This is a genomic window from Leptolyngbya sp. FACHB-321 (genome assembly GCF_014695975.1).
In the GTDB taxonomy this organism is placed as follows: domain Bacteria; phylum Cyanobacteriota; class Cyanobacteriia; order Leptolyngbyales; family Leptolyngbyaceae; genus Stenomitos.
Genome location: NZ_JACJPI010000064.1, coordinates 306,214 through 327,632 on the forward strand (window position 1 = coordinate 306,214; position 21,419 = coordinate 327,632).

21 protein-coding genes and 1 riboswitch are annotated in these 21,419 nt (G+C 50.6%); of the genes, 10 read left to right on the forward strand and 11 right to left on the reverse strand.

Features of this window, described 5'->3' with window-relative positions; genetic code table 11:
* Nucleotides 1-118: 118 nt before the first annotated feature.
* Nucleotides 119-280: riboswitch (cyclic di-AMP (ydaO/yuaA leader) on the reverse strand.
* A gap of 203 nt (nt 281-483) precedes the next feature.
* Both H6F76_RS16960 and H6F76_RS16965 read left to right on the forward strand, forming a co-directional pair.
* Nucleotides 484-2,109, forward strand: a complete 1,626-nt coding sequence (locus H6F76_RS16960) for an AAA family ATPase (protein ID WP_199322155.1) — start codon at nt 484-486, stop codon at nt 2,107-2,109.
* Between the two features lie 107 nt (nt 2,110-2,216).
* The gene (locus H6F76_RS16965; protein ID WP_190510024.1) at nt 2,217-2,624 is read left to right on the forward strand and encodes a DUF1257 domain-containing protein; all 408 of its coding nucleotides are present in this window, start codon (nt 2,217-2,219) and stop codon (nt 2,622-2,624) included.
* A 61-nt stretch (nt 2,625-2,685) separates the two neighbouring features.
* On the opposite strand, the gene H6F76_RS16970 is transcribed toward H6F76_RS16965, so the two are convergent.
* Nucleotides 2,686-3,948: a GNAT family N-acetyltransferase gene (locus H6F76_RS16970; protein WP_190510026.1), complete on the reverse strand. Its 1,263-nt coding sequence runs from the start codon at nt 3,946-3,948 to the stop codon at nt 2,686-2,688.
* A gap of 286 nt (nt 3,949-4,234) precedes the next feature.
* Between H6F76_RS16970 and H6F76_RS16975 the strand changes: the two genes are divergently transcribed.
* The 3 genes from H6F76_RS16975 (at nt 4,235) to ald (ending at nt 6,286) form a co-directional block, all read left to right on the forward strand.
* Entirely contained in the window at nt 4,235-4,696 is a 462-nt protein-coding gene (locus H6F76_RS16975; RefSeq protein WP_190510028.1) for a GNAT family N-acetyltransferase, read from the forward strand.
* A 164-nt stretch (nt 4,697-4,860) separates the two neighbouring features.
* Nucleotides 4,861-5,073: a sulfur carrier protein ThiS gene (thiS, locus tag H6F76_RS16980; RefSeq protein ID WP_190510030.1), complete on the forward strand. Its 213-nt coding sequence runs from the start codon at nt 4,861-4,863 to the stop codon at nt 5,071-5,073.
* Between the two features lie 112 nt (nt 5,074-5,185).
* The gene (gene ald / locus H6F76_RS16985) at nt 5,186-6,286 is read left to right on the forward strand and encodes an alanine dehydrogenase (RefSeq protein WP_190510032.1); all 1,101 of its coding nucleotides are present in this window, start codon (nt 5,186-5,188) and stop codon (nt 6,284-6,286) included.
* On the opposite strand, the gene H6F76_RS16990 is transcribed toward ald, so the two are convergent.
* Nucleotides 6,283-6,486, reverse strand: a complete 204-nt coding sequence (locus tag H6F76_RS16990; protein ID WP_190449577.1) for a hypothetical protein — start codon at nt 6,484-6,486, stop codon at nt 6,283-6,285. The genes ald and H6F76_RS16990 overlap by 4 nt on opposite strands.
* Before the next feature lie 219 nt (nt 6,487-6,705).
* On the opposite strand from H6F76_RS16990, the gene H6F76_RS16995 reads away from it, so the two are divergent.
* From H6F76_RS16995 to cobA, 3 genes are all read left to right on the forward strand, one after another.
* A complete protein-coding gene (locus H6F76_RS16995; protein ID WP_190510034.1) occupies nt 6,706-6,957 on the forward strand; it encodes a hypothetical protein in 252 nt (83 codons plus the stop codon).
* A gap of 153 nt (nt 6,958-7,110) precedes the next feature.
* The gene (locus H6F76_RS17000; protein ID WP_190510080.1) at nt 7,111-7,908 is read left to right on the forward strand and encodes a sirohydrochlorin chelatase; all 798 of its coding nucleotides are present in this window, start codon (nt 7,111-7,113) and stop codon (nt 7,906-7,908) included.
* A 126-nt stretch (nt 7,909-8,034) separates the two neighbouring features.
* On the forward strand, nt 8,035-8,820 hold the full coding sequence (cobA, locus tag H6F76_RS17005) for a uroporphyrinogen-III C-methyltransferase (RefSeq protein ID WP_190510082.1): 786 nt from the start codon (nt 8,035-8,037) through the stop codon (nt 8,818-8,820).
* Here the strand turns inward: cobA and H6F76_RS17010 are convergent.
* Entirely contained in the window at nt 8,805-9,296 is a 492-nt protein-coding gene (locus H6F76_RS17010) for a DUF29 domain-containing protein (protein WP_242036701.1), read from the reverse strand. The genes cobA and H6F76_RS17010 overlap by 16 nt on opposite strands.
* Before the next feature lie 153 nt (nt 9,297-9,449).
* Here H6F76_RS17010 and H6F76_RS17015 point away from each other — a divergent pair, with 153 nt between their 5' ends.
* Nucleotides 9,450-10,421, forward strand: coding sequence for an RluA family pseudouridine synthase (locus H6F76_RS17015; RefSeq protein ID WP_199322156.1), 972 nt, complete (start codon nt 9,450-9,452; stop codon nt 10,419-10,421).
* A 62-nt stretch (nt 10,422-10,483) separates the two neighbouring features.
* Here H6F76_RS17015 and H6F76_RS17020 read toward each other — a convergent pair whose 3' ends face one another.
* The 7 genes from H6F76_RS17020 to H6F76_RS17050 all read right to left on the reverse strand — a co-directional run bounded on the left by H6F76_RS17020 (nt 10,484) and on the right by H6F76_RS17050 (nt 16,426).
* Nucleotides 10,484-11,326 carry a hypothetical protein gene (locus tag H6F76_RS17020; RefSeq protein WP_190510035.1) on the reverse strand — a complete coding sequence of 281 codons (843 nt, stop codon included), beginning with the start codon at nt 11,324-11,326 and terminating at the stop codon, nt 10,484-10,486.
* Nucleotides 11,327-11,880: 554 nt separating this feature from the next.
* A complete protein-coding gene (locus tag H6F76_RS17025; protein WP_190510037.1) occupies nt 11,881-13,092 on the reverse strand; it encodes a tocopherol cyclase family protein in 1,212 nt (403 codons plus the stop codon).
* On the reverse strand, nt 13,092-13,448 hold the full coding sequence (locus tag H6F76_RS17030; RefSeq protein ID WP_190449583.1) for a DUF760 domain-containing protein: 357 nt from the start codon (nt 13,446-13,448) through the stop codon (nt 13,092-13,094). The genes H6F76_RS17025 and H6F76_RS17030 overlap by 1 nt, the downstream gene beginning before the upstream one ends.
* A 151-nt stretch (nt 13,449-13,599) precedes the next feature.
* Nucleotides 13,600-14,097 carry an SMC-Scp complex subunit ScpB gene (gene scpB, locus H6F76_RS17035; RefSeq protein ID WP_190510039.1) on the reverse strand — a complete coding sequence of 166 codons (498 nt, stop codon included), beginning with the start codon at nt 14,095-14,097 and terminating at the stop codon, nt 13,600-13,602.
* A 187-nt stretch (nt 14,098-14,284) separates the two neighbouring features.
* Nucleotides 14,285-15,136 (reverse strand): heme ABC exporter ATP-binding protein CcmA, encoded by an 852-nt coding sequence (gene ccmA / locus H6F76_RS17040; protein ID WP_190510041.1) that lies wholly within the window; start codon nt 15,134-15,136, stop codon nt 14,285-14,287.
* 86 nt (nt 15,137-15,222) lie between these two features.
* The gene (locus tag H6F76_RS17045) at nt 15,223-15,912 is read right to left on the reverse strand and encodes a phosphatase PAP2 family protein (protein ID WP_199322158.1); all 690 of its coding nucleotides are present in this window, start codon (nt 15,910-15,912) and stop codon (nt 15,223-15,225) included.
* Nucleotides 15,913-16,192: 280 nt separating this feature from the next.
* A complete protein-coding gene (locus H6F76_RS17050) occupies nt 16,193-16,426 on the reverse strand; it encodes a hypothetical protein (RefSeq protein ID WP_190449590.1) in 234 nt (77 codons plus the stop codon).
* A 156-nt stretch (nt 16,427-16,582) separates the two neighbouring features.
* Here H6F76_RS17050 and H6F76_RS17055 point away from each other — a divergent pair, with 156 nt between their 5' ends.
* A complete protein-coding gene (locus H6F76_RS17055) occupies nt 16,583-18,745 on the forward strand; it encodes a flavin-dependent dehydrogenase (protein ID WP_190510045.1) in 2,163 nt (720 codons plus the stop codon).
* Nucleotides 18,746-18,923: 178 nt separating this feature from the next.
* On the opposite strand, the gene H6F76_RS17060 is transcribed toward H6F76_RS17055, so the two are convergent.
* Nucleotides 18,924-20,888 carry a hypothetical protein gene (locus H6F76_RS17060; RefSeq protein WP_190510047.1) on the reverse strand — a complete coding sequence of 655 codons (1,965 nt, stop codon included), beginning with the start codon at nt 20,886-20,888 and terminating at the stop codon, nt 18,924-18,926.
* Between the last annotated feature and the right edge of the window lie 531 nt (nt 20,889-21,419).

Sequence of the window (21,419 nt, forward strand, 5' to 3'; positions counted from 1 at the left end):
GCACCTCATTTCATCAGAACGTTGGCTGTTTCTGAATATCCAGTCAAGAAGTCTGATGAAACCGACACTGCATGACAACAGGCATCTCAAAGCCTATCGCTATGGAGCAATCATCAATCAGTCTTCTCTCAATGCCTACGAGGTTAGCTGTCGGGCTAGGGTTGAGAGATACCCTTCATCAAAGCCTTTACCATACAGATAAAGTGCCCTTGAAAATGCGCCCCATACTCTTGGGTCTTGGTTCCCCCGCTCTTCACTCTGTCTTAAGCGCTATAGACTTAAACTGCAGAGTGCAAATTAGGCTGACTATTCAGTTAAACAGAAACTAACATTAAAAGCTTCAGTTTTCAACACTCCTCTTCAAAAAATCCTTGAGGTAATGCTTTGAAGTCCGTTAATGTTTCAACGTTTTACATCTCATTGTTTTTCTTAAAGTTAGTAGCATTTTAGTAGGCGATCGTCTGCCTGTTACACTCTCCCCTCATGCTTGATCGTCCCCTGTCTACTGCCAAGCCGACTGCTACCCCCTTCATCCCGCATTACGACTTGATCAAGGAACTCGACTTGATGCTGCGGGCACACTATCCGTTGCTTTACATCGTGGCGGTTGAAGAAGAACCTGTTGAGGCAGTCTTACGGCAAGTTGCAGCCCAAGCGCAGCCAATTCGTAGCGTGCTCCTGTGGGACATTGTGCGTGGTTGGAATGATAACAGCACGGCAAAAGGCAGTGTGATGGCAGCGCTCGATCGCATCAGCAAAGCGCCAGCCGATGAAGACACTATCTTTGTTCTCTGCGACCTCCATCCACTGTTGAGAAACGCAGCCAGCGACAAAAATGCGCCGATTGTGCGCGAAATCAAGAATCTTGCGAAAGACTTGAAGCGCACCCGCAAGACCCTGGTATTGATCAGCCATACGCTGGAACTGCCGATCGAGCTAGCTGAGGCAGTCACCGTCATTGATTTTCCGCTGCCGAATCCGCAGGAGATTGATCATTTGATTGCCCAGTTAGTGGCACCAGAAGCGCTGAAAGTGAAAGGATTGGCGCGAGAACAACTGGTGAAAGCGTGTCAGGGCTTGAGTGAAACACGGATTCAGCGCGTTTTGGCAAAGGCACTGGCGGCAAGGCAGCAGGTCAGTGAAGCCGATATTGCGGGCGTGCTAGAGGCAAAGCAACAGGCTATTCGGCAAACGGGCATTCTGGAATTTCTCACCGTGCGGGATTCGCTCAAAAGCGTGGGCGGGTTAGAGAACCTGAAGCAATGGGTACGGATGCGGCAGGATGTGTTTACCGAAGAGGCACGGCGCTACGGCATTCGCAATCCTAAAGGCGTGCTGCTGGTGGGCATTCAGGGCACGGGCAAATCGCTCTCAGCCAAGACGATCGCCCATGAATGGCGGCTCCCCTTACTGCGGCTTGATACAGGACGGTTGTTTGGCGGCATTGTTGGTGAAAGTGAAAGCCGTGTGCGCCAGATGATTCAACTTTCTGAGGCGATCGCGCCCTGTGTGCTGTGGATTGACGAAATCGACAAAGCCTTTGGCAATATTAACAGCGGCTCAGATGGCGATTCGGGCACTAGCCGTCGCGTGTTTGGCAGCCTTATTACCTGGATGCAAGAAAAGACTAGCCCCGTCTTCATCGTTGCCACCGCTAATAATGTGCAAATTCTGCCTGCTGAACTGCTGCGAAAAGGGCGCTTCGACGAAATTTTCTTCCTGAACCTTCCCACCGAACCAGAACGGCAGGATATCTTTAAAGTGCACTTACAACGCTTGCGCCCCACTCGCTTACGAGAGTTTGACGTGGGATTGCTGGCACGGCAGGCAAAGAACTTCAGCGGTGCCGAAATTGAGCAGGTGATTATCGAAGCCATGCATCAAGCCTTTGGGCGCGGCAGCAGCGGACAACGGCAAGACTTCACTACAGAAGATATCGTACGATCGATCGAAGAAACCGTTCCCCTCGCCGCGATCGCCCGTGACCAGATTGATCGCCTTAAACAATGGGCAGCCGAAGCAGGCGCACGCACCGCTTCACAAGACGTTCAGCTTGTTGAGGAACTGAAACGTCTCACCATTCAGCGAGGGATGAGGGATGAAGTATGAGGGATGAAGTATGAATGATAAGTTTTGAGTTTGGAACGGACCTCTGCCTTTTGTGCCTCCCTACCCCTTCTGCCTTCTGCCTTTGCCCTTTAGCCTTTCCCCTTCCCATGTCCCACTTCACTGCGATCAAGACTCAAATCAAAGATGCTGCTGCGCTGGTAAAAGCGCTTGCAGATGTTGGCTTTAAGCAGGTTGAGGTGCATGAGACTGCCCAACATCTCTATGGCTTTCAGGGCGACGTTCGCGCTCAGACCGCAGAAATTATTATTCGACGTAAGTATGTGGGCAATGCTAGTAATGATATTGGCTTTCAGCAGCAGGCAGATGGGACATTTGAGGCGATTGTGTCGGAGTACGATCGTCGTAAGTACTCCCAATTGTGGCTAAACCAGGTAACGCAGCGCTACGGCTATTATGCGCTTATGGCAACCGCACCCGCGCAAGGGTTTACGGTAGAAGAAGAGGAAGTTCTAGCAGATGGCACGATCCGCGTCGTCGTTGGCAGGTGGACATGAAACGATCGTGCATCAGGCATTCCCTATGGAAGCAATGGCGATGTTGTTTAAGCCACAAGCCTTAGAAGAAATCCCAACAGAAGGGAGGTGTGCTTGCCCAGGCATTATCGAGGTTTGTTAGCAACGCCTGATCGCCCTCCACTTCCAGTTCTCCTGTCCACAGCAAATCGCGCGAGCGACGAAAGCCAGCAAACAGTTCGGTCAAATGCTCGATCGACGTTTTGATGACCGTTGAAGCAGGTTGAACTGTTGGGTGCATCTTCCCATCCGCAAAGTCGGCAGTGATGCTGCGATCGCCCAGAATGGGATCGGTCAACTGAAAGGTTAGCGTGAAGGGCAGCTGTGCCGTGATTGGGCGAAGACGAAATGCTGCCTCCAGATCAACCAAACGCCACATAAAGCCAGCATTAATGGTGCCCAGATGATGCGTCCAGCCAAACTCGGAAGGGATGGCAGCAAGAGCCGGATCACGCCGTTGTTCGCTCAATAGATGGGGAAATAGATCATCAGCAGACGTGTTCCAGACGATCGTCGAAACTTGATCCCGCAGCGAGGCTAGAAAGCCTAGAATGCCTCGGTAAGCGGCAGGCGTTGGGGCAACCCATTCCTGCACGATCGCCGCAAGTACATTCTGTGGTGGCTCCAGTCGGGCAAATTGCACAATGACATAGCCTAGCGGCTCCCCTGCTTCCGCATAGCAGTACACTTCACGTCCGGTTATGGGTTTCACGCGAGCCTGCCACTGCCAATCCCACCGCTTGAGCCAACCGTTACGGTGCAGAGCTTCTCTCTGATAGATTGCTTGCAGCATCGGCTCATGCTGAAACGGGTCATAAGGGACGATGTACGATCGCTCCATATAATTTGGCAAATGACGCGCAGCCACCCGATACTGGTGCGATCGTCCCACCCATGCCCAGCCCATTTTGCGGTAAAAGCCATGCTGAAAGGGATACAGCATCATCAGAGGTAACTGTTGCGCCTGCGCCTCTGCCAGCGAGTGTTCTAGCAACACCTGGGCTAGCTTTTGCCCTCGAAAGTGAGGCGCAACCGCCACGGCTGCAATGCCCATTGCAGGCAACACCTGCCCCTCAAAGCAAACTCCCAGGCGTAACTGAGCGTAGCTACCAACCGCCAACCCAGTCATGCCCTGTATCGCTACAAAGAGCGATCGATCAGGCAATGCCAACCCCTGCCCATACCACTCGCGCTCGATGTCAGCGTTAGTACTTAACGGCGCAAACGCCAGGCGATCGAGATTTACAATCTGCGGTAGGTCGCTATCCTCAGCAGCGCGAAGGATAATTCCAGGTAGTTGGGTCATGCGTTTCAGCCATTGTGGGTCACTCCGCTCTACAGAATAGGCAGAGAGACAGCAATTTAATGGTAAGTCACAGCTTGTCGGTAAGTGAAGGTGTAGGAGGGTGAAGGGGTGAAGGAGTGAAAGGGTAGAAGGGTGCAGCGCGTGAAAGCAACTGAATAATTCAGCAAGCGATTGCTTGTTATACGATCAAGTCCTGGTAGCGAGAGCAGTTGGGATGTTGCAAGTTGAATGAGTGCGAGGAGATGGGCACGGTCACAACGTCAAGCGTGTTGAGAAGGGAAACGATGTGAAGATACGGTTGTTTGAAAAGCGGGATGCTGAAACAGTCGCACGGTTATTTCATGAAACAGTGCGCGAAATCAACAGCCGCGATTACTCAAGCAAGCAAGTGAAAGCTTGGGCACCTGACGATCTTCATTTCAGAGATTGGGAAACGCGATGCTCAAGCCGATTCACCTTTGTGGCTGATGATGAAGGTGTTATTGCTGGCTTTGGTGAGCTAGAGCCTGACGGTCATATCGACTGCTTCTACAGCCACAAAGATTATCAACGCTGTGGTGTGGGTAGCCAAATTTATCAAGCAATTGAAGCTAAGGCGATCGCCCTGGGTCTGAAGCGTCTCACGGTTGAAGCAAGCATTACGGCAAAACCCTTTTTTCAACGCATGGGGTTTGCGATCGTCAACGAGCAAGAAGTCATTTGTCGCGGTGAACGTTTCATCAATTACGTGATGGAAAAGTGGTTGTAAAGCGCAGTCTAATAACCTGCTTGGCTTGTATTGACTCCGCTTGGCGCAGATACAAAGGGTCTTGCAGCCGCTTAACCAGAATGTTTCCGCTGGCACGTCTAGTCAGAAGGCGCAAAACCCACCTAAGCTGAGAGTGCTTTAGCTCCCTGTTACTTTTCAACTTCATGGCAGATCAAATTACGCTACAGGTCAATGGTGAACTGCGTACCTGCGACTCCAAAACCTCCTTACCCAACTTTTTGGCTCAACTTGGCTTAAATCCACGCCTAGTTGCAGTGGAATACAACGGCGAAATTTTGCACCGTCAGTTTTGGGAGCAAACCGAAATGCAAACGGACGATCGCCTGGAGATTGTCACTATTGTTGGCGGCGGCTAGAGGGAGGCAGAAGGCAGAAGGCAAAGGGCAGAGGGCGTTAATACATCGATCGCTGCCCTACGGTGCGGCTATCGGCTTAAGCTAGAAGCAGAGGCAAGCCAATGAGGTACAGATGGAAATCGGTGTTCCCAAAGAGACGAAGGATCAGGAATATCGAGTGGGGCTAAGTCCCAATAGTGTCCGAAGCCTGAGCGATCGAGGTCATACGGTCTTTGTCGAGCGCGGTGCTGGTGAGGGATCGGGCTTTGCAGATGCTGACTATCTCCAGGCGGGTGCTCAGATCGTGCTGGATGCAAAAGATGCCTGGGATCGCGCACTGGTGGTGAAGGTGAAAGAACCCTTACCAGGCGAGTACCCGTATCTCCGGGAGGGGCAAATGCTCTTTACCTACCTTCATCTGGCAGCCAATCGCGCCCTCACTCAAGCATTGCTAGATTCTGGAACAACGGCAATCGCCTACGAAACGGTTGAACTGCCGGATAAGCGTCTGCCGCTTCTTGCTCCTATGAGCATTATTGCTGGACGGCTTGCCATCCAGTTTGGCGCACGGTTTCTAGAGCGTCAGCAAGGGGGACGTGGCGTGCTGCTGAGTGGTGTCCCTGGAGTAAAGCCTGGTCAAGTTGTGATTTTGGGCGGTGGCGTTGTGGGTACAGAAGCAGCCCGCATTGCTGTTGGCATGGGTGCCCAGGTGCAGATTTTGGATGTTAATGTCGATCGTCTTGCTTACCTGGAAACGCTATTTGGTTCCAGAGTAGAGTTGCTCTACAGCAGTGCCAGCCAGATTGAAGCCGTTGTACCTGCTGCTGACTTGCTGATTGGTGCTGTGCTGGTGCTCGCCCAAAAAGCACCTATCCTTGTTTCGCGACAGGTAGTGCAGCAAATGCGTCCCGGCTCCGTCATTGTCGATGTAGCGGTTGATCAAGGCGGCTGCATCGAAACGGTGCGTCCTACGTCTCATTCTCATCCCACTTACGTTGAGGCAGGCGTGGTGCATTTCGGGGTGCCCAATATGCCTGGAGCGGTTCCCTGGACATCGACGCAAGCGCTGAACAACGTCACGCTGCCATACGTGCTGCAACTGGCAAAAGATGGCTTTGGGGCGCTCGATCGCAATGCCGCCCTTGCTCACGGCTTAAACGTCCACCAGCATCAGCTCAAACATCCAGCCGTGCAAGACGTTTTCCCAGATCTGGCACCAAAGCTAGTGTCTTAAATGTCTATTCGCGAAGCAGTCAGCGTCCACTTCTTGTAGCGCTGGCGATTGAGGCAACCCCGGCTATAGGTGACTTCTTGCCCGCCGCCAGAGGTGAACTGTACACACCATTCGCGCTGGCTATGGTGCCAGTAGCCAACAGCAGACCCTGCTGCTAACACAACTAACCCAGTCGCAAACAAAATCAGCTTGTTTTTCACGTTCGACGTTTTTACTGTCACAGAGTACCCAAGCTCCACTGACGATCGTTTTCTTAGTGTGGCTGAAACGTTCAAATTCGACCACATCCAATAGCATTAATTGACTGACATGCAGGGAGTCATCGAGCAATTGATCATTTGAGCTTTCAGTCCCTGTTTCTGTAAGATCAAAGCTGCACAATTGCTCATCATGCTGATTAAAGCTAGCAAGAAAACGATATGAGCCAAGCTACGGATTTCCCCTGGTATTTTGCGATCGACGATCGCCTTGTTAAAGTCATTGCAACCCGCAGTGGTGGGATGGATGTGCTGCTTGCCAATCTCACAACGGGCAAACTTGAGCGCGATATGGAATACCTCGCCTACTGTTTTGAACCAGGGAAAAATGTGCAGCGCCTTTCAGAAGCAGAGTTCGACGCTCGTATGGCAACACTGAAAGCATCTTTGCACGATCGTCAAGCTGATGCCTGAACGATCCTTCTAGCTTTGCGGCTAAAGCACGCCTATCGCTAACGATAGAATCTGAGTAGCATTTGAAAAACTAGCGCACTCTGCATCGTGTCTTATCCCTCTGCTTATCTGCTCCTCTCTCACGGTAGCCGCGATCCACGTCCCCAAGCTGCAATGGACGCACTTGCCGAACGCTTTGTCCAGAAAATTCCCTACGCTGGTTTGCATTCTTTAGCCACTGGTAGCGAAGGCGCGATCGCCAACGATCAATCTGATTTCACCACCGCACCGCTACACGCCACGGCAACGATTGAATGCGAGCCGCCGTTAGTCGGCACCGCTTTTTTAGAGTGTCACCCACTGCCGTTGCATCAACAAATCGAGCAGTTTAGTGACAGAGTGAAGTCAGCTACCACGGCAAGCAACGGTAGCGCGAAGCCATGCAAAATTGCAATCCTGCCGCTCTTTTTGCTGCCTGGTGTCCATGTGATGGACGATATTCCACAAGAAATGGCGTTGGCACAACAGGCTTTAGGAGACGCGATCGAGCTTGATCTCCGTCCCGCGATCGGTTCTCATCCAGGCTTGCATCGTCTGGTGACAGAATGCATGGCAAAGCAGCCCGTTGAGGCATGGATCGTGCTGGCGCACGGTAGCCGTCGCCCCAATAGCAACCAGCCTGTAGAAGATCTTGCGGAACGTTTGGGCACCTTAACTGCGTACTGGTCTGTGCCGCCGAGCCTGGAATCTCGTTTGCAAGAACTTTCCCAGCTTGGCATCCGCCAGATCGGAATTTTGCCGTACTTCCTCTTTGCTGGTGGCATTACCGACGCGATCGCCCAAGCTGTTGCAATGCTCTCCCAGCAATTTCCGACCCTTAAACTCCACCTCGCGCCACCCCTTGCTGCAAGTTCAGAATTAACAGATTTGCTTGTGGATTTGGCTCAGGATGAAGGAGAAGGCAAAAGGTAAAAGGCAAAAAGTCAGGAGCCAGTAGCCAGATATCAAATTCAAAACTCAAAACTTCCCTGCTCCCCCGCCCCCTTGCCTCCCCTGCTTCCCTATCCCCTTACTCCTTACTCCCCTTCCCTCTCCTCCATGCAACACACAGGCAAAGTCTATTTAGTCGGCGCGGGTCCTGGTGATCCGGGGTTGATGACGCTAAAAGGTAAGACACTGCTAGAGTGCGCTGATGTCGTGGTTTACGATGCGTTAGTCAGCCCGCCAGTATTGGCGATGATTAATCCACGGGCAGAGCAGATTAATGCGGGCAAGCGGCGGGGAATGCACTCGCTGAAGCAAGAAGAGATTACACCACTATTGATTGAGAAGGCACAAACGGCAGCGATCGTCGTGCGGTTAAAGGGTGGGGATCCGTTTATGTTTGGTCGCGGCGGTGAGGAAATGGAAGACTTAATAAACGCAGGGATTGCGGTTGAGGTGGTGCCAGGTATTACATCAGGTCTTGCGGCAACTGCCTATGCAGGTATTCCACTGACGCATCGATCGTATAGCTCATCAGTGACCTTTGTTACGGGTCATGAGGGCGCGGGGAAGTATCGTCCGGCGGTGAATTGGCAGGCGATCGCCCACGGCTCAGAAACGATCGTCGTGTACATGGGTATCCACAATCTGCCATACATTACCGAACAGCTTCAGCTTGCAGGACTGGCTATCACTACACCTGTTGCGCTAGTGCGTTGGGGGACACGACCGGAACAAGAAGAACTTATCGGTACACTAGGAACGATCTTGCAGCAGGTAGAAGACGCAAAATTTGAGGCACCCGCGATCGCGGTCATCGGCTCAGTCGTCAACTTACATGACATTCTTTCTAGTTGCCGTCCTGTATCGATCGCACCCAAACCTTACTCTGGCAAATAATCCTCATCAAGCGTCTGTTCAGGCGTGAAGGGTGAGTCGATGGGAAAGGTGGCGATCACTAGCCCTGTTTCAGCCGCTGCCAATCTTCGCGCTTGCTGATAACTTTCAGTGAAGGCTTGATTGTAATAGCCTCTGAGACTAGGGCTACCTCTAAATGCTTTGAAAAGACGATTACGATGTTCTAGTAACGTGAAACGCCAACTGTTAGAGCGCCGTTCGGGCTGGTATTTGTATTTCAGCAGATGCATTAAAACAACTTCAAGGTTGCTTTCAATGGCATGTTTGTCGCTCCTGCCCATGCTCTCGATTTCTTCGACCAGATTTTCTATATCAAGCCTGTCAAACTCACCGTTCCGCAGCAGTTGTGCGGTTTCCTGGAGCCAGAGGTAGAAATCGCGATCGTAAAGCTGAGTGCTAGGAATAGACGTTTCAGGATGTTTTGCCGTCATCACAATTACCTGGCTCCGGTGAGTCATGTTGCTTGAAGTCTAACACGGACAGTTTTTGGGGTTGTTAGCTGATGCGCTAGGGTTAAGTAAACAAGCGACAGCAACAATTTTCGAAGCAATTTGGCTGCTGTATTGCTAGCAGGTCAGACATCATTGAGTTTCTTGAGCAAGGGTTAGAAATTGTCCTCACACATTGCATTACAGGTTGAAACTTCAGACGGTGCTCCTGAGGAGAAGTCATCTCAGCGCCTCGATCGCTACCTTTCGGAAGCATTGCCAGACATCTCGCGCTCGCATGCCCAAAAGCTCATCGAACAAGGGCAAGTAGCGGTGAATGGGCAGGTTTGTACCTCTAAGAAATTGACGGTGCAGGTAGGAGATCGCCTCCAGATCACCATTCCCGATGCCCAACCGCTCGACCTTCAGGCAGAAGACATTCCTCTGGACATTCTTTACGAAGATGATCATTTGCTGATTATCAATAAACCAGTGGGATTGGTCGTGCATCCGGCTCCAGGGCATGAAGGCGGTACATTGGTGAATGCGTTGCTAGCACATTGTGACCATTTGGCGGGCATTGGTGGCGTGCAGCGTCCCGGCATTGTGCATCGGTTGGATAAAGATACGAGTGGCGCGATCGTCGTTGCGAAGACTGACCAGGCACATCAACATTTGCAAGCGCAACTCAAAGCAAAGACGGCACGACGAGACTATCTGGCAGTGATTCATGGTGCGCCTGCTGCCGAGAGTGGCACGATCGATTTGCCGATTGGTCGCCATTTAATCGATCGTAAAAAGATGGCAATAATCCCCGAAGAAAAAGGTGGTCGCCGTGCCGTCACGCATTGGCAGGTCAGGGAACGGCTGGGAAACTACACCTTGATGCAGTTTGCGCTCGAAACCGGACGCACTCACCAAATTCGAGTGCATAGTGCCAAAATGGGCTATCCGATCGTGGGTGATATGGTCTATGGTGCAGGGAAATCGGTCGGTGTGAAGCTGGCAGGGCAGGCACTTCATGCCTGGCGGCTGCAGTTGGAACATCCCGTAACAGGGATGCCCGTCATCGCGATCGCGCCTATCCCCGCCACTTTTTCAACCCTGGTCGAACTACTGCGCCGCCGCCATTCTTCATCACCTTCAAGGATCTGAGCGGGAAATATGACATTAAACTTTGTGGCATAACCACTCAAAGCTTCTATGATGGTCTGCCTTCAACTCTTAGAACTTAAAATCGAATGCATCTCTTTCATTAATACCTCTTGTTCCTGGCGCAATAACTCTAAGTGATTTAGTATTTCGTGTAGCCGCTGCTGAACATTTCCTTGACCTTCCGACTTAGCTGGCTGGAGAATCTCGAAACGCTTAAGCGATTGAAATGTACCTTTCGCTAATGACTGAGTTAACTTTAGTGGTGCTTGTAAAATAAACAACCAAACTTGTTGAGTGAATTGAGCTATTGCTGCAAGCAAACCCCAGCAAAGGAAAAGTAGAAGCAGAACTAAGGCAATCGTCCATACAGGGTGAGCCATAACCCAGGATACAATTGGATGTTGTGCCATCCACATTTTTACTGAAGTAGCAACAACATCTTGAACGCTGTTAGAAATTGCCCCACTTAGTTGCTCTGTTTTTTGCAATGTTTCATCCAATGCAAGCTTTGTCTTTTCTGCCGTTTGAGTAATAGAACTTGTAGCATTATTTAATTTATGAACAACAATGTTGGTTGCACCATTCAGTGTACCTGTTGCCTGAGCAGCCGTTTCTTTAACTGCACTTGCTGCTTGATGAGTTGTCTCAGTGATTATATTAACTGCTCCATCCGTTGCTTCTAGCATAGAGGTGTTGAGCTTTGTTGTGGCTTCGTTTAGACCACTGACAGGCTGATTCAAGTTGCTTGCTAAATTGTTGAGCGTTTGCCCCGAATTTCCCATCACATGCAGTAGCTTGTTAAGCGTGCTTTTTGCTTCAACAGTGGCGACATTGATTGTCTCATTTGTGAAGCCATCAAGAGTATTTTTTACACTCTGTACAGTTTGAGGAAAATTGTCTGTCATAGTTGCTCCCAGTATTTAATGAACAATTACATTGGCTGCTTTTTGACCAGCTTTAGCAAAATTCAAATAGTTGCAAACTGGTGCTAGGGTCACAACAGGTGGAAGAACGGAGGTAGCTAATGCATCTGCTGTGTAACATGCAGTGACTACTGTTCCTGCTTCAACGCTACTTTTGAGGAAGTTACAACTGATCTCATTGATCCCCTTATCTGGCGTACTTAAGAAACACTTTTTAGAAACTGAGAAGACTTCTGAAAGAACTTTGAAAATTGTTTGGGGAGAGTAGCAACAGCGGGATTTACGACAACATAAGCATTATTTAGATCAAGCTTTACATTGAGATGCCTATTGGGAATTGCATATGCAGGATACGATAGCTAAAGAACAGAAGTAGCAATGATGAGGATGAATGTAACTAATTTGCGTAGCCCTCCGAAATGCCTCCTTTTAAGAAATTTGTCGGTCTACAGTATTTTCTATAGCATTGTTCCCTAAGCTAAACGATGGCTAACTAAGGTGACTCGATTCAGTTGGATTGTGAGATTTTTCGTTTCTTAAGCAGCGCTTTTCCAAACACCATCCCAGGGTGCGCCGCCTGTTTCTAGTCCGCCACGATCGCTGTAAGCTTCCAGTAGTGTGGTATGGCATTGGCGATCAATCAACTTCAGGGTAATCTGTCCTAGCATTGTGTCTCGGCAGGCAAATACTAAGCCATCGGCTGTGGGAGCACGTAACGGCGTACCAGGAAGATCGGTCGTACCCGTTAGCTCCACCGTAAACTGGCTATTTTCTGCCCACATCCGCCAGTTGCCCCAGGGCTGAATCTCCCAATGCACCTGAGCATTCCAGGGGACAAACTCGTAAAACGTGCCGCGATAGTGCAACCCAATCATTGCTACCGATTCCATCCACCACAGCACGCCTCGACGACCGCCTCCTGCTGTCAACGCTAAGTCAGGCTCCCCTTCAAAGCTGTTGCAGTTAAGCCAAAACCACTTTTGCGGAAAGGCCCCACCCCAATTTTTTTCGCTGTAGGCTGGGGCGTTCTCAAACTCGTAGCGATCGCCATTCCACTCCATCCAGCCTGTTGCCAACCCATGCGCCATAAGTATCTGCCAACCTGGTTCAAAGATTTGCAGAGACGAGAGCCAGCCCGCTGTTGATTGCTGCTGACCGGCTGCATTGCCCCACCCATAAACTGGCTGAATGCGATACTCCCACTGCGCCGAAGCTCCTGATGGCTCCTGCAAACTGCCCTGATGCCAGGTCGCCGTTGCCTGGTAGCCTTCCTGTATCTGTTGAGTGAACTGTTCTGGCGGGAGATAGTGAGGCGTGAGGGGGTGTAGCTTGCTTCCCGGAACGGGTGGGGATGGGGACGTAGGGGAAAAGGGAAAATTTTGAGTATCGAGCTGCTGACCGCTAACTGCTGACTGCTGACCGCTAGCGCCTCTCACCTTGCCCCAATGTCCCAGTCCGAGTGTGTGCTTCCATGCCCAAAACGTGTGCACGTTAGGAAAGGTGCGGCAGAGGTATTCATCGTTGGGACCAAGGATTTGAGCGGCTCCACCGCTATGGGGTTTGCCGCCGATCGCATCTTCGATCGAGTACATAAACGCAAACGTCTGTCCACTATCAGGTAGCGTGACGCGGTAGTACCAACCTTCAAAAAAGCGACGATCGCTGCCATCCCAGTGGTAGCCGCTATGAGGGGTTTGTAAGCGGCTGGAATGAGTTTGAGGTAGGGCGGCAGAAAATAAATGAGACACTAAGGGCAATCGGGCTTTTCTGATGGAATCGACAAAGAGCCTGCAAGCAAATCTTCCATCTCCATGCGCTGCTCCATCTGGCGGAGGAAGTAGCCTGTCATCATAGCAGAGGCTAATAGACCAGCCAAATTGTCGCGATCGGTCGTGATTTTGACATTAAACGCTTCGGATGGCAACATTCCCACGAGCCCCTGCACGTTATGCGAAATAATTTGCTTTACGTCTAGGGTCACTAGCTTCGCCACCTGAGCGAGTATTTCAGGGGGCTGATGCTGAAGGTAATTCAGCAGTTCGTTTGACTCGTTTTCTTCAACGTCGGCACCGAGAAAATTCGCGCTGTTAGGGTTAAAGACCATGTGCTAGGTAGGTATCCGTTTCAAACTATTTTGACACTTCTCGCCTTAACTGCAACCCGTACACTTATGGTGAGGTGATGACATCAGCGATCGTACCTCAGAAGAATTACGGGTTGAGATAAGTGGGCACCTGATGTCGTGTGCTCACTTGTCAGGGTTTTGCTTTCACGTGTTGGTCAAACTCCTGTGGCAGTTGATGCATTTGAAAGTATTGATGAAACTTGTTTGTCACCTGTAGCCAATAAGAGCGACCATCCGATTGCCTGCGTTTACGGACGAAGCCAAGCTCGACGAGTTCCGGGACGTGCTGATACGCGCCAGAACCACGCAGTTCGACCAACTCCGTTTGCGAAATGGGACCTCGAAGGGCGATCGCCGCTAGGGTTCGTAGAGCACCAACTCCTAAATCCGCAGGCACTAAGGTCTGGACAAGGTGATGATACGTTTCGCGTAGCTGTAAAGTATATCCGTTAGGCGTTTCGGCAACTTCGAGCGCACCTTCGCGATGGGCATAGTCTGCCATGAGTTCCATCAAGCCTTCCTCGGCTGTCTCGCGATCGCACGCAGCAAATTCGGCAATTTCTGTCACAGTCAATGGTTGCGCTTTCAAGTACAAGATGGCTTCGATTTTGCTAGCAAGGCGAGGCATGGCAGAAGGTAAAAGGCAAAAGAGCAGGGGAAGCGGAGGTGGTAGGGGGCGCGGAGGACGGTTACGCGAGGAGCAACTAGAGCGATAGAAGCGTGGTTCAGAAGATTTTTCTAGGAGGAGTAAAGCTTACACAACTTAAAACGCTGGTTTTGCACCCGTTGCTTCCTCTGCTCTCCTTGCTGCGCCTTCAATCCAGATTCCGCCCTGTCAGTTCGACAAAGATGTCTTCCAGATTGGACGGTCTTACCATCATGCCAGTTTTGTCGGGTTGCTGGTCAAGGTAGACATTAGCTTCATCCACAGTGGGAAAGAATTTGTAGTCCCAGCGATCGTTGGTTTGCTTCATGACCAGCCCTTCGCCATGCTTTTGTCGGAAGTCTTGCAGGGTGCCCAGTTCAATTAGTTTGCCCGCATCCATGATGCCAATGCGATCGCACAAGTATTCCACCTCATCCATGTAGTGAGTGGTGAGTAGAATTGTCATGCCTTGCTTGTTCAAGTCGCGGATAATTTCCCAAAGACGGCGACGGGTTTGAGGATCGAGACCAACAGTGGGTTCATCAAGAAACAAAATATCGGGTTGGTGCAGGAGCGCGCGGGCAATTTGCAAACGGCGCTTCATGCCACCAGAGAGCGTTTTGGCAAGGTCATCACGACGATCGCTCAATTCTACATACTCCAGCCAGCGATCGATGTCCTTCTGTCGCTGCGGCTTGGGAATATGGTGCAGCCGCCCATGAAATTCCATGTTCTCCCAAACAGACAAATCACTATCCACGCTGATCTGCTGGAGGACAACGCCAATTTGCTGCTTGACCTGCGATCGTTGGCGTACCACATCGTAGCCTGCCACTTGAATCTGCCCTTCTGAGGGTTTTGTCAGCGTTGTCAGCATCCGAATGGTGGTCGATTTACCGGCACCATTTGGTCCAAGCAAGCCAAACATCTCACCTGCTTGTAGCTCAAAGGAAAGATCGTTGACAACAGGGGCTTTGTCAAACGTTTTGTAGACATTTTGCAGTGAAACAGCAGGAGGCATAGAAAGTTTTGAGTTTTAAGTTTTGAGTGACGAGTGTTGAGCGCTACCTTCAGCCTTTTGGCTTCGTCCTACTTCCGGCTTGATTCCTACTTCCGACTAGATATGGAGGGTAAAGGACGCTTGTTGGTTTGAGGACGCGATCGATAGCGGCGTTTCCAGCTTTTGAGGCTGAGGATGCAAGCAACGAGCCAAACGGTGCCAGCCACATAGCCAGCCACTAAATCTGTGAGCCAATGCGTGCCAAAGTAAAGCCGACTAAAGCCGACCGCGCCGACGAGCAAAACCGTAATAGTCGCGATCGTGGCTCTCCAGCGCGGTACTTGGGCTGCCAGCAAATAGCCAATGATGCCAAAAACCACAAGAGACATCATGGCATGACCGCTGGGGAAACTGGAGATGTTCACTTCAATGGTTTGCTGCCAAAAGGCTGGACGAGCATGTGCAAACAGAAGTTTGAGTAGAGCGTTTAGACCAAACGCGCCGATCGTCGCGATCGCCAGCATTACTGTTTCTGTCTGTCGCTTACGGCAAAGTAAGACTGTTGCTATAAGCAAACTTGCCGCTAGCAGTACAGAGACACTGCCAATGTTGGTCAGCACACCCATCACCTGGTCTAAAAAGGGCGTGTGCCATTGCTGGAGCGCCAGTAAGAGACGAATGTCGATCGACTGTGTTTGCTGCCCAAAGACCGTTGCCGCAATCTCATAAAAGCCCCATAGAGCAAACAGAGCAATCAGTAAACTGATCACACGAACCGTCGTTAGCAACGTTAGCATTCGCGTTTCAACATGCTCACGCCAGAGACGGAGGATCCTCTGACTTAGCTCATGCATGAGGGTTGCAAGATACAGCTAAACATTTTTGCAGGTAGCGAACACTCCTCTCAGTCTACCGAGCTAAAGTCTGAAATGTCTGAATTATCGGCAAACGGTCACAACAATGATTGTGACGCTAAAAAACAGACGCATCGACTGCTAATAGCTTTTGAACTTAGAAGAACCACAAGGAGTGTCTTTTATGGCAATTCCTTGCAGTTGCTTACAAGTAACTCCTTCATTAGACCAGGCTTTCCCAGGCGACAGCAATAATCTCGCTCAACCGATGCCGCTGCTGATAATCAAGCAACGCATCATCTGCTAAAACCTCTGTTATCAGGTCTTCTAACGACTGCCCCTTAGAACGTGCCACATCAACGACCCCTACGATCGCAGTAGCAATCAACTCTTCATCAACAAACTTCTGTCGAAAAGTACCAACTTCTGGGGTGTTTGCTGGAATAGGATAGTTCATGGCAGGTTGAGTAAAGCGATTGATGCAGGAACCCTGAATGATTTATGAGAAACTTGTAAAGTTTCTTAAGTCATTGATGTGAACTGAAGTTTAGCGCACTTTTACCAGTGTTTAACCTGTCTTTTTTAGTAGTTCATTGAAGCTTGGCTCCCCTAAATGAAGGAAGTTCTTTACATTGAAGTCCCTACCCCAGATGTAGAGGCTGTTAAAGTCTGGCTACAGCGGAGCTTTGAGCCTAAATCAGGAGTCAAAGCCATTACTCCTAGTGGCGTGCGTCTGTTGTTCTCTCAGGCTACACATCAGGTTACACGCACTCCAGAAATACAGGTTGTAACTCAGCCAGTAGCGGCTGAACTAGCAATTTTTGTCTGGTCACTACAACGAACGACTTATCTAAAGGTCTTTCGCTGGACAGAGCAGCCAGCGCCTCAAGAAAAGTCTTTGCTAACGCAACTGACGCAAGCGTTGCGCGATCGCTTTCCCAATCAGTATCCCCAACCGCCTGCGATCGACCTGTCTTGTCAAACCATTTTCGCTGCGTTGGCAGAGCAATATCCTCTTACTGTCAAATATTTTCAAAAGATGCCTAACGGCGAGTATGACCTGACTCGCGTCTACTGGTGGGAGCAGCGCTGGCGCGAAGGCGTGCAAAATCCGCAGCAGCCCAAACAGGTAGTGTTTAGAGGCGAGGAGAGAGGAGATCAAAGCTTAATCTGTGCCCCCTCACCTCACACCCCGCTGCAAGGCGGAAGCAAGCTATACCCCTCATCCTCTTACGACCTGATCTACATTGGTGGTGCGCTGGGTGTAATCCACGCGGCAGTGATGGCAAAGTTGGGCTACCGAGTGCTGCTGCTGGAGCGGTTGCCTTTTGGCAAGATGAACCGAGAATGGAACATTTCGCGCAGTGAGTTTCAAAGCCTGATCGACTTAGGTTTATTCACGCCCAGTGAGTTTGAGAGTGTCATTGCTAGAGAATATGTGGACGGCTTTCACAAGTTTTTTGATGCCAACAACCCATCGGCAGCAAAAGCGCCTGTGCTCCATACGCCAACGGTGCTGAACGTAGGGTTAGATGCTGAAAAGCTGCTGCGAACCTGTGGCGAAAAACTACGAAGCTATGGCGGCGAGATTTGGGATGAAACCGAATTTTGCCGTGCTGAGGTCGATCGCGCTCAGGTAACGGTGCAAGCCAAGCACTTACCAACGGGCGAGGTGCGATCGGTCAGTGGTCGGCTGTTGGTAGATGCAATGGGTACGGCATCGCCGATCGCATGGCAACTAAATGGCGGACGGGCATTTGATAGCGTTTGTCCGACCGTTGGAGCAGTCATTGCCAGCGGCTTTGAACCAGGTGTGTGGGAGTCTTGTTACGGCGATGTGCTCAACAGTCATGGTGACATTTCGCGGGGGCGGCAGTTGATCTGGGAACTGTTCCCAGCCGATGGCGAAGAGCTAACGTTTTATCTGTTTCACTACCATCGGGTGCATCCTGATAATCCTGGCTCACTGCTAGAGATGTACGAAGACTTTTTCACAATCTTGCCGGAGTATCGCCGCTGCGATGTGGACAAACTGGTTTGGAAGAAACCTACCTTTGGCTATATTCCAGGGCACTTTACAACGGGACGGAGCGATCGTGCGGTAGCGGTCGATCGCCTGATCGCCTTAGGCGATGCGGCATCTTTGCAATCACCGCTTATCTTTACCGGTTTTGGGTCACTGGTGCGAAACTTACCCCGGTTGACGCTTTTGCTTGACACTGCTCTGAAGCACGATTTACTAAATGCCAAACACCTTAATCAAATCCGTGCCTATCAGAGTAATGTGGCTGTCACCTGGCTTTTTTCTAGAGGCATGATGGTGCCCACAGGGCGCAACCTGCCGCCTGAGAGGGTAAACGCCATGCTCAACACGTTCTTTGGCATTTTGGGAGAGCAGCCCCCTGCGATCGCCGAAGCATTTATTAAAGATCGGGTTGACTGGTTCACATTTAACCGCATGGCGCTCACGGCTGCTTGGAAGAATCCGAAGCTGTTGCTATGGATCTGGGGCATGGCAGGAGCGTTAGACTTTGGTCGCTGGCTAGGCAGCTACCTCGACTTCACCATTACCGCTTTTATCAGCAGTTTGGTGCGTAGCTGGTTTCCAGCACTTCTACGCCAAGTACAGCCCTGGTTGGAACCGAAGTTTCCAGGCTTGTGGCTGTGGCTGTTAGCTCAAAGCTATACGTGGACAGATGGTGTTGGGCGACCCCAGATGGTGCAGTCGAGAGCCACAGAAGCCTCAGAAGAACAAGCTCATGCGCCGATCGGGTGACGTTTATCTGCTATGGCAATTGAAGACAGAGTTAGGGCCGTTGGAGTTCCCAGTTCGGCTTCTAGTAAAGGTGCTACTTAATCCTTCAGCCTTCAGCTATACCTATTGGCTCAACTGGAGCGTGATGCTGCCATGACCGCTCCCCAATTATGCTTTTTCACTAACTCCTGTCATCTTTTTACCGTTTAGGAAACATGGGCAAATCCACAGCCGCCAGCGACGCTAGCTTCTTGGCTGGGCGGAGGGGATACACGATCGGCGAGGGTAGTACTGCAAACGATGGGGATGCCACTGTGGAACGGCTAACAGTCTGTGCTGGCTGTGGCATCACCACTTGGTCAGCTTGATCAGCAACATCTAGCGTTACGTTGGTATCAGCCTGAGCCACTGTTTCGGTATCACTCGATCGCGCTATCTTCCCAGCATTGACCAGTCGATCGCGCCATGTCCAAGCCGTCTGCGAGGCTGCTGTATCGGCTGCATCTTCCAACGGTGATGCATCTGTAGCAAAGATGGGTGGAATAGCTGTTGTGCTGGTCGGTACGCTTGGTGATGGCTGCTTGTCTATCGGCACCAGATTTGTGCTACCCGAAGCAAGGCTCATTTGAGCGGAATCAACTGATTCGAGCGGACGATCGACGTTTGTAGTAACCGGATCGGAATCTTCGGTTCGCAGTGGTAGATCGGTTTGCAGTGGTAGATCGATAAGTGTTGCCAGGTTATCCCAGAGGGGATCAGTGGCACTGCTATCGGGCAAGGGGGATAGTGAGGTGTTGGCGATCGTGCTTAGGCTGAATGAGCTAACGTCAGGTTGCTGTTGCTCTAAAGGGCGATCGGGTAAACCAAATAGCATTGAACCAGGGGCTTCCAACGGGGGCAACGAGTCAGCATCAATACATTCTGCTGCCTCTAGACTTGCCTCTGAGAAGGGATCAAGGTCAAAATGTGGTGCTGGCTGAAGCAAAGCAGTTGGTAGGTCTAATGGCTGCGTCTTAGCAATGGGAAAGATTAGCTGCATCAAATGGTTGACGAACTGCGGATCTTCAGAGTCTAGCGGCGATCGCAAATCAGAAGACGCAGCTATTGACTCATGCTCAGACTGTCCGCTGAACGGTGTTGTCAGTTTTGCCTCTGCACCATCCTGTCCTGGTGCCGAAGCGTCAGTATTCAAGAGTTTGAATAGCCGATCGGGTCGATCAGCAGCGTCTGTTGTGTCCTGTAAAGTCTTTGCCAGTGACCAGGGCTTGACTGGTGAATTTTTAGGCAATAGTGCAGAGGCATCTGGTACAGTTGCATGACCAGCCGGGGCAATGTCCGTTATGGCTGGATGCCCGTAAACAGCAGGCATTTCAAGGCTTTTTTCTAACGCCGCTTTAAATTGAAGGGTTTGTTGCTGTTGGCGATGCAGCCGCAGCCGTAGGTCGCGACAGGTGTTCTCCGCTTGCAGCACTTGTTGAACTTGCTCGTTGTGGCGCTGCTGAGTCAGGGCGCAATCACGCTCTAGCTGGGCAATCCGTTCCTGACTGCTGCTTAGTTGCTCCGTGAGTGTTTCTACCAAAATTTGCTGCCGCTGAGCGGTCTGGTGCGATCGTTCTAGTTCTTGCAAAAGCTGCTGAAGCCTCTCCTGTGCTGAGTCTAAGGGTTGCTCCTGACTGCTGCTGACTGTGCTCTCTAGGAGGTTGCCTACTGCTTGTGATCGATGGCGTGCTGCCAGTTCTTCGTCGGACAGGTGCTCCAACGCTGTCTCTGCTTGTGTCAGTCGATCGCGTAGGGTGGCTTGCTGCTGTAGCGGCAGCGTTGCCATACCTTTAGTGCTTTCCAGAGGACTCGTGCCAATGTAGGTAGCCGCAGGATTAATTTCAGCACTGCTGTAGTGGATGACTCCTGACGCAACCGCATTGCCCCGACGTTCTATAGGGCTTTCTCCTTCTAAATGCCATCCTTCTACTGCTTCATGTGGAAGGGCGTCGACGCTCATTGCCCCAGGAAAATCAACAGTTTGCCAGTCTTGAGTCGAACCTTCTGATCCTTCAATTGGTGCTGGTGTCACCACTGATGGGATCGGCTCGCTTACCACAGTGCTCTCAGTTGGCTCAATTGACATAGACTCAATTTGTTGATCTGGGCTATCAGCTTCATTCATGGCTCTGATCCTGAAGGTGGCTAATCCTAAGGGTAGGAATCCCTAACGTGACACAGTTGCGACGCTATTTATCATATAGCTAGTCCTTTAAAGTTGAACGATGGATTTAGCTTACTTTGGTAATTTTAGTGGTCGAATTTAAAGCGCGACGGCAACAAGTTCGCAACGTTAATTTCCCTCACAATAAAACTCTGAACCGTTTATTTTTAGGTGTTTGGTGACACGACTAGACTAAAAAAGTGAGATTAAGGCTTTAAAGTTGCTAGTGAACAGATTGTGCTGGCATCTTTAGTTCAGTCCCGTTGATTATTCTTAACTCAGCTAATGCTTCAAAACTACATGACGATTGAGTATGAAACTTCTGTAAATGAGTGCTTTTGATACCTGCGTTAGCAGACACTAATTAGAATTAGCAGCCACTAAGAGCAGTTTATTAACGTTGAAGGTATTGTTTGACAGTAATTGTCGACCGAGCGGCGATCGTCAGACTTTCTTTCTTACACTCGGTTCCATCTGAAGCTATGCCTATTC

What these genes read in the sequence shown, in the direction of transcription:
- H6F76_RS17050 (WP_190449590.1), bottom strand. Translation starts at nt 16,426, where the DNA reads ATGAACTATCCTATTCCAGCAAACACCCCAGAAGTTGGTACTTTTCGA.
- H6F76_RS17030 (WP_190449583.1), bottom strand. Translation starts at nt 13,448, where the DNA reads ATGGTCTTTAACCCTAACAGCGCGAATTTTCTCGGTGCCGACGTTGAA.
- H6F76_RS16965 (WP_190510024.1), top strand. Translation starts at nt 2,217, where the DNA reads ATGTCCCACTTCACTGCGATCAAGACTCAAATCAAAGATGCTGCTGCG.
- scpB (WP_190510039.1), bottom strand. Translation starts at nt 14,097, where the DNA reads ATGCCTCGCCTTGCTAGCAAAATCGAAGCCATCTTGTACTTGAAAGCG.
- H6F76_RS16970 (WP_190510026.1), bottom strand. Translation starts at nt 3,948, where the DNA reads ATGACCCAACTACCTGGAATTATCCTTCGCGCTGCTGAGGATAGCGAC.
- ccmA (WP_190510041.1), bottom strand. Translation starts at nt 15,136, where the DNA reads ATGCCTCCTGCTGTTTCACTGCAAAATGTCTACAAAACGTTTGACAAA.
- H6F76_RS17010 (WP_242036701.1), bottom strand. Translation starts at nt 9,296, where the DNA reads ATGACTCACCGGAGCCAGGTAATTGTGATGACGGCAAAACATCCTGAA.
- cobA (WP_190510082.1), top strand. Translation starts at nt 8,035, where the DNA reads ATGCAACACACAGGCAAAGTCTATTTAGTCGGCGCGGGTCCTGGTGAT.
- H6F76_RS17055 (WP_190510045.1), top strand. Translation starts at nt 16,583, where the DNA reads ATGAAGGAAGTTCTTTACATTGAAGTCCCTACCCCAGATGTAGAGGCT.
- H6F76_RS17020 (WP_190510035.1), bottom strand. Translation starts at nt 11,326, where the DNA reads ATGACAGACAATTTTCCTCAAACTGTACAGAGTGTAAAAAATACTCTT.
- H6F76_RS17045 (WP_199322158.1), bottom strand. Translation starts at nt 15,912, where the DNA reads ATGCTAACGTTGCTAACGACGGTTCGTGTGATCAGTTTACTGATTGCT.
- ald (WP_190510032.1), top strand. Translation starts at nt 5,186, where the DNA reads ATGGAAATCGGTGTTCCCAAAGAGACGAAGGATCAGGAATATCGAGTG.
- H6F76_RS16960 (WP_199322155.1), top strand. Translation starts at nt 484, where the DNA reads ATGCTTGATCGTCCCCTGTCTACTGCCAAGCCGACTGCTACCCCCTTC.
- thiS (WP_190510030.1), top strand. Translation starts at nt 4,861, where the DNA reads ATGGCAGATCAAATTACGCTACAGGTCAATGGTGAACTGCGTACCTGC.
- H6F76_RS16995 (WP_190510034.1), top strand. Translation starts at nt 6,706, where the DNA reads ATGAGCCAAGCTACGGATTTCCCCTGGTATTTTGCGATCGACGATCGC.
- H6F76_RS17000 (WP_190510080.1), top strand. Translation starts at nt 7,111, where the DNA reads ATGGACGCACTTGCCGAACGCTTTGTCCAGAAAATTCCCTACGCTGGT.
- H6F76_RS17060 (WP_190510047.1), bottom strand. Translation starts at nt 20,888, where the DNA reads ATGAATGAAGCTGATAGCCCAGATCAACAAATTGAGTCTATGTCAATT.